At 63.0% G+C, this 3,158-nt stretch carries 3 protein-coding genes; all 3 read right to left on the bottom strand.

The genetic code is table 11. The annotated features are described in order from the left end of the window. The coding region (locus tag AWB81_RS41445) for a TrbG/VirB9 family P-type conjugative transfer protein (RefSeq protein ID WP_062644267.1) at positions 1-1,184 on the bottom strand (1,184 nt) is incomplete at its 3' end. Continuing rightward, positions 1,181-1,981 carry a transglycosylase SLT domain-containing protein gene (locus tag AWB81_RS41440; protein ID WP_062644266.1) on the bottom strand — a complete coding sequence of 267 codons (801 nt, stop codon included), beginning with the start codon at positions 1,979-1,981 and terminating at the stop codon, positions 1,181-1,183. The genes AWB81_RS41440 and AWB81_RS41445, both read right to left, overlap by 4 nt. Continuing rightward, positions 1,974-3,143 (bottom strand): TraB/TrbI/VirB10 family type IV secretion system protein, encoded by a 1,170-nt coding sequence (locus AWB81_RS41435; protein ID WP_327373444.1) that lies wholly within the window; start codon positions 3,141-3,143, stop codon positions 1,974-1,976. The genes AWB81_RS41440 and AWB81_RS41435 overlap by 8 nt, the downstream gene beginning before the upstream one ends. Between the last annotated feature and the right edge of the window lie 15 nt (positions 3,144-3,158).

The following is a 3,158-nucleotide window of genomic DNA, read 5'->3' as shown; positions in this document are numbered from 1 at the left end:
AACTGGTCGGCGGTGCCGTTGAACTTGAAATAGCGGCCCTTCTGCTCGCCCGAACCGATGTGCGCCACGTCGGCGACGGTCACCTTGCCGACGGTGTCGGCGAACTTGAAGAACGTCGAGCCGTTTTCTTCAAACACGCTTTGTAAAGCCGCCTTGTTCGCGGTGTCGAACTCATAGACGGTTCCGGCGACACGGGCGACTTCGACCTTGTCCGCGCCGTTGGAGATCGTGAAACGCTCTGCGCGGTTAAACGTCACGACCGCGGTCGCGTCATCCCACTTCGGGCGCAGCGATTTGCCGTCTTGCGCGGTCACCTTCAACTCCGCAGCGGGCTTCGCGGAAAACTTGATTTGTATGTGGCTGTCGTCACCATCACGGATCGCCAACGCGCCCAGCTTCGCGGCAAGGACGGACCCTGATGCGGCGGGTGCATCTGTGTCGGCTTTCTTCGCGATATCGGCAATCGGGTCCGCACCCGGAGAGACACCCGACGCCGCGGCGGCAGGATCTGCAGCGACCTGCGACACCGGCGCGACGTAGTTGACGGCCACTGATTGCGGAGCCGAGCGGCGCAGGGTGACGTGATGAGCGTTGAAGTCGACGTCTGCGTACAAGTCGGAAGCGGCGACGAGTCGATCGAGCGACTGCATCCAGTTCTCACCATCACGCGTGCCGAAGCTCGCCGAGGTCGTGAGATCGATGTCTTTCTGTGCCGAGCCCGTCCAGCCGTGCGGCACGAGCGCTTTGACCAGTTGGGCGAGTGGCAGCGTCGCGTTCAAAGGCCGGGTACTTTCGAGGCTGCTGCGCGGTCCGATGAGCGCAAGACGGCCCGAGAATCCAGAAAAACCGGACGGCGTGTCGCTGCGCGCCTTGTCGCCAATGAAGCGATTGGCCTTCTTCCAGTAAGCGGTGGCGCTGGAGCCGCCCGCAGAGTAACGGATCACCTCGGGCGTGCCCGGCACGACGATGTACGGTCCTTGGCTGTGTCCACCGTCCACGCGCAGGGACTGCCCGGCACGCGGCTGGAAGTAGGTGTCGCTGCCATCGTTGAAGACGAGTGCCGGTCGCTCAAGCACGTTGCCCGCGATCTCATAGTCAAAGTCGAGCGGGTCGGTGCCAGCGGCCGCTGCATTGAGCGTGACTGCGGCAAGCGCGAGAGTAAGAAGAGAGAGTGTGTGCTTCATAGACCGCGTTCGATTTGAGAGAGGTGCTTCACGAAGCGCGCGAGGTACTCGCGGCCCGGGGCGGGATTGGCGCTGTGGTAGTACGCGACGGCCTTCACGGCGGAGTGCGTGAGGCGGTAGTTCTCGTTGAGGATGTCTTCGGCCACGCGGATGTTGGTTGCCGGCGCGAGCGCATCCCAAGCACTCGCGAAGCGCTTACCGTGGTATCCCCAGTTCACCTGCATCAGGCCAATATCGAAGTCCGAACGGCCGTTACTGATGAGATAGCGAATGGCGCGGTAAGCGTCCTCACGTGTGCGAAAGAAGAAACCGCGACCGGCGACATTCAACGTCCACGGCCATGCGCGCCCGTTGTAGGCGGACTCATTAAGCGCGATGCCAGCAAGAATTTTCGGATCGACGGACGTGTGCATGGCGTCGAACGGCGCCTGCGCAGATGCGCACGCCCACCCACCACGCCGCTCTGTGATGCTCGCTTGAGCGTCATCGCTAAGGGCTGCGGGTCGCAGCCATCCCGCCTGCACAAACAGGCTTTCGAGGCTGACAGGCGATCCGTCGATGCTGAGCGCAACGCCGCCAGCTGCGGCCTCGACCGTTTGACCCTTAAATCGATTAGCCCACGCCAGAAACGGCTTCAGCCCGCATGCATACACCGGCTCGCCGGGCAGCTCGACGATTGCGCGTTTCATGCCGTCGTCGACCACGATGCGCGTCGGGCTGATGATCGAATCAATGGTCGCCGCATTTGCGCCGAACGCGATCACCGACAGGCACGCAGCCGCCAACTTCTTAATCATGGTACGGCTCCATGACGATGTCCTGCGTCACCTGCACCAGGAACTTCTGGCCCGGCTCAACCGTGATGGTCGGCGGGATATTCTGGTTGCGCTGCATGACGGTCTGGGCGGTCGCTGCCGCGACCTGCCCCGCCGTGTCACCATAAGTGGTTACGCCGTTGGGCGTCGCGGTCGTCGCCGTCTGCGAGCTGCTGTCGAACGCCTTCAGTAGAATCGCCGTAATGAAGCCCGCGCCGAAGATCTTCAGGAAGTGGTTGTTCACATCGCCAGAGAACCCGGCGTAGCCGTTCTGGTCGGCGCCTTGCATGCCGTTGAGCGGTACGCTCTTGCCGTTGGGCAAACGCAGACTCGTGGAAGCAACCAGCAGGCGCTCCTGGCCAACTTTGACGTCCGCGCTGTACATGCCATTGATGAACGCGCCCTTCGGGATCATCAAGCAGTCGCCGCGCAAACTGTCATACACGTCCTCGTCCACCATCAACGCCACGCGGCCCGGCTTGTCCGAGTTCAGCCCCTCAACCGTCTTGACGTGGATAACGTGCGGCGGCGTCAACGTGCAACCCGTCGACCGGCCATTGAAGGTTGTCCGTTCGATGCCGCCGCGCGAAGCCGCATCGCGTAGGAAGGCGCGGTCGCGATCTTCGGGTGCTTGGCCCTGCTTCGCCAAGGCGATCGCCATCGCATCGGGAGTGTTGGCTCCCGCAGCGTTCCGAGCAGCTCGCACCTCATCCAACGAAGGAACGCCAGCGGGCAGTGCGCCGGTCGGTTGGTTCGCCGAACGCGACGCGCCTGCCTGCTTAAAGATAGAGGATGTATAGATCGCGTCTTGCGCGGCCTGCTGGGAAAGCTCGCGCGTGTCCGTGCCCGAGCCTTCGACCTCTTCCCGGAAGTCGGCGCCGGTCAGCATCGGTTTGACAGCGGGCTTCGGAGCCGCTGCTTCAGATGCGGCACGCGCGGCAGCCTCCGACGCCGCTGCGTCGCGCTGCTGACGGATCATCTGGTCGATGTCGTTGTTGTTTGCGGCAGTGGGCGCTTCCGTGCTCGACTTGAGCGCGGTCGCCTTTTTGATGCGCGCGTCCTCGTCAGCCTTGTTCGTCGCCTGCAGCTGGTAGTAGAAGCCCAAGCCGCCGATCACGACAGCAGCAAGAATGCCGATGCTCATGATCGCATTGCGTGG

The sequence above is a fragment of the Caballeronia arationis genome (assembly GCF_001544975.2).
Classification (GTDB): domain Bacteria; phylum Pseudomonadota; class Gammaproteobacteria; order Burkholderiales; family Burkholderiaceae; genus Caballeronia; species Caballeronia arationis.
Note: the sequence above shows the minus strand (reverse complement) of the source record. Positions and strands in the feature narration are given on the sequence as shown.